General features: G+C 50.1%; 2 tRNA genes and 3 rRNA genes. All 5 read left to right on the plus strand.

Features of this window, described 5'->3' with window-relative positions:
* The first annotated feature begins 261 nt into the window (after nt 1-261).
* Nucleotides 262-1,802: ribosomal RNA gene (locus ACTHUE_RS10175) — 16S ribosomal RNA — on the plus strand.
* 105 nt (nt 1,803-1,907) lie between these two features.
* Nucleotides 1,908-1,984: transfer RNA gene (locus ACTHUE_RS10180), tRNA-Ile, on the plus strand.
* A 5-nt stretch (nt 1,985-1,989) separates the two neighbouring features.
* Nucleotides 1,990-2,065: transfer RNA gene (locus tag ACTHUE_RS10185), tRNA-Ala, on the plus strand.
* A 347-nt stretch (nt 2,066-2,412) separates the two neighbouring features.
* Nucleotides 2,413-5,301: ribosomal RNA gene (locus ACTHUE_RS10190) — 23S ribosomal RNA — on the plus strand.
* Between the two features lie 96 nt (nt 5,302-5,397).
* A 5S ribosomal RNA gene (gene rrf, locus ACTHUE_RS10195) occupies nt 5,398-5,511 on the plus strand.
* The 16S, 23S and 5S rRNA genes sit together here with 2 tRNA genes alongside, the layout of an rRNA operon.
* Nucleotides 5,512-5,513: the final 2 nt, after the last annotated feature.

Consider the following 5,513-nt stretch of genomic DNA (forward strand, 5'->3'; position numbering starts at 1 on the left):
AGGCGTATAGTTCGGTTCTTCGCTGCTGACGCGGTGAAGAAAACGAAGCAGACAGTATAACACAGTTAGTTAGAATTTTCGATAATTTTAGTTGACATTTGCTAAATGTACTGTATAATTCGATTCGCTCTTTAAAAAACAGATTACCGATAAGTGTGAGTGCATTAGGCCTCACACTGTTTGAAAGACAGACAAGATGATGTTTTAGACATTGTCCTGTCGGTTTCTTTGAAGCAGACCAGAAGTTATAAGTTAGAGATTGAACATAAGAGTTTGATCCTGGCTCAGATTGAACGCTGGCGGCATGCTTTACACATGCAAGTCGGACGGCAGCACAGAGAAGCTTGCTTCTTGGGTGGCGAGTGGCGAACGGGTGAGTAATATATCGGAACGTACCGAGTAATGGGGGATAACTAATCGAAAGATTAGCTAATACCGCATATTCTCTGAGGAGGAAAGCAGGGGACCTTCGGGCCTTGCGTTATTCGAGCGGCCGATATCTGATTAGCTAGTTGGTGGGGTAAAGGCCTACCAAGGCGACGATCAGTAGCGGGTCTGAGAGGATGATCCGCCACACTGGGACTGAGACACGGCCCAGACTCCTACGGGAGGCAGCAGTGGGGAATTTTGGACAATGGGCGCAAGCCTGATCCAGCCATGCCGCGTGTCTGAAGAAGGCCTTCGGGTTGTAAAGGACTTTTGTCAGGGAAGAAAAGGCTGTTGCTAATACCGACAGCTGATGACGGTACCTGAAGAATAAGCACCGGCTAACTACGTGCCAGCAGCCGCGGTAATACGTAGGGTGCGAGCGTTAATCGGAATTACTGGGCGTAAAGCGAGCGCAGACGGTTACTTAAGCAGGATGTGAAATCCCCGGGCTCAACCTGGGAACTGCGTTCTGAACTGGGTGACTAGAGTGTGTCAGAGGGAGGTAGAATTCCACGTGTAGCAGTGAAATGCGTAGAGATGTGGAGGAATACCGATGGCGAAGGCAGCCTCCTGGGATAACACTGACGTTCATGCTCGAAAGCGTGGGTAGCAAACAGGATTAGATACCCTGGTAGTCCACGCCCTAAACGATGTCAATTAGCTGTTGGGCAACTTGATTGCTTAGTAGCGTAGCTAACGCGTGAAATTGACCGCCTGGGGAGTACGGTCGCAAGATTAAAACTCAAAGGAATTGACGGGGACCCGCACAAGCGGTGGATGATGTGGATTAATTCGATGCAACGCGAAGAACCTTACCTGGTCTTGACATGTACGGAATCCTCCAGAGACGGAGGAGTGCCTTCGGGAACCGTAACACAGGTGCTGCATGGCTGTCGTCAGCTCGTGTCGTGAGATGTTGGGTTAAGTCCCGCAACGAGCGCAACCCTTGTCATTAGTTGCCATCATTAAGTTGGGCACTCTAATGAGACTGCCGGTGACAAGCCGGAGGAAGGTGGGGATGACGTCAAGTCCTCATGGCCCTTATGACCAGGGCTTCACACGTCATACAATGGTCGGTACAGAGGGTAGCCAAGCCGCGAGGCGGAGCCAATCTCACAAAACCGATCGTAGTCCGGATTGCACTCTGCAACTCGAGTGCATGAAGTCGGAATCGCTAGTAATCGCAGGTCAGCATACTGCGGTGAATACGTTCCCGGGTCTTGTACACACCGCCCGTCACACCATGGGAGTGGGGGATACCAGAAGTAGGTAGGGTAACCGCAAGGAGCCCGCTTACCACGGTATGCTTCATGACTGGGGTGAAGTCGTAACAAGGTAGCCGTAGGGGAACCTGCGGCTGGATCACCTCCTTTCTAGAGAAAGAAGAGGTCTGATGCATTCACACTTATCGGTAAACTGTAAAAGATGCGGAAGAGAAAAGCTTGAGTGAAGACAAGATTCGCTTAAGAAGAGAATCCGGGTTTGTAGCTCAGCTGGTTAGAGCACACGCTTGATAAGCGTGGGGTCGGAGGTTCAAGTCCTCCCAGACCCACCAAGAACGGGGGCATAGCTCAGTTGGTAGAGCACCTGCTTTGCAAGCAGGGGGTCATCGGTTCGATCCCGTTTGCCTCCACCAAGTACTTTACAAATCAAAGGAAGCCTGCTATACTTAGCAGCTTATTTTGATTTGCGAAGTGAAATATTGACGCATCGATCTTTAACAAATTGGAAAGCCGAAATCAACAAACAAAGACAATGCGTTTGTTTTGATTTTTTATTCTTTGCAAAGGATAAAAAATCTCTCGCAAGAGAAAAGAAAACAAACACAGTATTTGGGTGATGATTGTATCGACTTAATCCTGAAACACAAAAGGCAGGATTAAGACACAACAAGCAGTAAGCTTTATCAAAGTAGGAATTTCAAGTTTGCTTCCCTAGTCAACGGGTAGGCAAACGAAGTCAAAGAGGTTCTTGAAATGATAGAGTCAAGTGAATAAGTGCATCAGGTGGATGCCTTGGCGATGATAGGCGACGAAGGACGTGTAAGCCTGCGAAAAGCGCGGGGGAGCTGGCAATAAAGCTATGATCCCGCGGTGTCCGAATGGGGAAACCCACCTCTTAGGAGGTATCCTTATCTGAATACATAGGATAAGCGAAGCGAACCCGGAGAACTGAACCATCTAAGTACCCGGAGGAAAAGAAATCAACCGAGATTCCGCAAGTAGTGGCGAGCGAACGCGGAGGAGCCTGTACGTGATAACTGTCGAGATAGAAGAACAAGCTGGGAAGCTTGACCATAGTGGGTGATAGTCCCGTATTCGAAATCTCAACAGTGGTACTAAGCGTACGAAAAGTAGGGCGGGACACGTGAAATCCTGTCTGAATATGGGGGGACCATCCTCCAAGGCTAAATACTCATCATCGACCGATAGTGAACCAGTACCGTGAGGGAAAGGCGAAAAGAACCCCGGGAGGGGAGTGAAATAGAACCTGAAACCTGATGCATACAAACAGTGGGAGCACCCTTGTGGTGTGACTGCGTACCTTTTGTATAATGGGTCAACGACTTACATTCAGTAGCGAGCTTAACCGAATAGGGGAGGCGTAGGGAAACCGAGTCTTAATAGGGCGAACAGTTGCTGGGTGTAGACCCGAAACCGAGTGATCTATCCATGGCCAGGTTGAAGGTGCCGTAACAGGTACTGGAGGACCGAACCCACGCATGTTGCAAAATGCGGGGATGAGCTGTGGATAGGGGTGAAAGGCTAAACAAACTCGGAGATAGCTGGTTCTCCCCGAAAACTATTTAGGTAGTGCCTCGAGCAAGACACTGATGGGGGTAAAGCACTGTTATGGCTAGGGGGTTATTGCAACTTACCAACCCATGGCAAACTAAGAATACCATCAAGTGGTTCCTCGGGAGACAGACAGCGGGTGCTAACGTCCGTTGTCAAGAGGGAAACAACCCAGACCGCCAGCTAAGGTCCCAAATGATAGATTAAGTGGTAAACGAAGTGGGAAGGCCCAGACAGCCAGGATGTTGGCTTAGAAGCAGCCATCATTTAAAGAAAGCGTAATAGCTCACTGGTCGAGTCGTCCTGCGCGGAAGATGTAACGGGGCTCAAATCTATAACCGAAGCTGCGGATGCCAGTTTACTGGCATGGTAGGGGAGCGTTCTGTAGGCCAATGAAGGTGCATTGTAAAGTGTGCTGGAGGTATCAGAAGTGCGAATGTTGACATGAGTAGCGATAAAGCGGGTGAAAAGCCCGCTCGCCGAAAGCCCAAGGTTTCCTACGCAACGTTCATCGGCGTAGGGTGAGTCGGCCCCTAAGGCGAGGCAGAAATGCGTAGTCGATGGGAAACAGGTTAATATTCCTGTACTTGATTCAAATGCGATGTGGGGACGGAGAAGGTTAGGTTAGCAAGCTGTTGGAATAGCTTGTTTAAGCCGGTAGGTGGAAGACTTAGGCAAATCCGGGTCTTCTTAACACCGAGAAGTGACGACGAGTGTCTACGGACATGAAGTAACCGATACCACGCTTCCAGGAAAAGCCACTAAGCTTCAGTTTGAATCGAACCGTACCGCAAACCGACACAGGTGGGCAGGATGAGAATTCTAAGGCGCTTGAGAGAACTCGGGAGAAGGAACTCGGCAAATTGATACCGTAACTTCGGGAGAAGGTATGCCCTCTAAGGTTAAGGACTTGCTCCGTAAGCCCTGGAGGGTCGCAGAGAATAGGTGGCTGCGACTGTTTATTAAAAACACAGCACTCTGCTAACACGAAAGTGGACGTATAGGGTGTGACGCCTGCCCGGTGCTGGAAGGTTAATTGAAGATGTGCAAGCATCGGATCGAAGCCCCAGTAAACGGCGGCCGTAACTATAACGGTCCTAAGGTAGCGAAATTCCTTGTCGGGTAAGTTCCGACCCGCACGAATGGCGTAACGATGGCCACACTGTCTCCTCCCGAGACTCAGCGAAGTTGAAGTGGTTGTGAAGATGCAATCTACCCGCTGCTAGACGGAAAGACCCCGTGAACCTTTACTGTAGCTTTGCATTGGACTTTGAAGTCACTTGTGTAGGATAGGTGGGAGGCTTTGAAGCAGAGACGCCAGTCTCTGTGGAGCCGTCCTTGAAATACCACCCTGGTGTCTTTGAGGTTCTAACCCAGACCCGTAATCCGGGTCGGGGACCGTGCATGGTAGGCAGTTTGACTGGGGCGGTCTCCTCCCAAAGAGTAACGGAGGAGTTCGAAGGTTACCTAGGTCCGGTCGGAAATCGGACTGATAGTGCAATGGCAAAAGGTAGCTTAACTGCGAGACCGACAAGTCGAGCAGGTGCGAAAGCAGGACATAGTGATCCGGTGGTTCTGTATGGAAGGGCCATCGCTCAACGGATAAAAGGTACTCCGGGGATAACAGGCTGATTCCGCCCAAGAGTTCATATCGACGGCGGAGTTTGGCACCTCGATGTCGGCTCATCACATCCTGGGGCTGTAGTCGGTCCCAAGGGTATGGCTGTTCGCCATTTAAAGTGGTACGTGAGCTGGGTTTAAAACGTCGTGAGACAGTTTGGTCCCTATCTGCAGTGGGCGTTGGAAGTTTGACGGGGGCTGCTCCTAGTACGAGAGGACCGGAGTGGACGAACCTCTGGTGTACCGGTTGTAACGCCAGTTGCATAGCCGGGTAGCTAAGTTCGGAAGAGATAAGCGCTGAAAGCATCTAAGCGCGAAACTCGCCTGAAGATGAGACTTCCCTTGTGGTTTAACCACACTAAAGAGTCGTTCGAGACCAGGACGTTGATAGGTGGGGTGTGGAAGCGCGGTAACGCGTGAAGCTAACCCATACTAATTGCTCGTGAGGCTTGACTCTATCATTTGAAGAACTTCAAGAGATAAAAGCTTACTGACTGATTCAGTCATCACCAAATATATTGATTAAGGCTTTACCGATTTGTAACAGTTTAAGTTTGGCGGCCATAGCGAGTTGGTCCCACGCCTTCCCATCCCGAACAGGACCGTGAAACGACTCAGCGCCGATGATAGTGTGGTTCTTCCATGTGAAAGTAGGTCACCGCCAAACAC

Source organism: Neisseria sp. P0021.S005 (assembly GCF_051956955.1).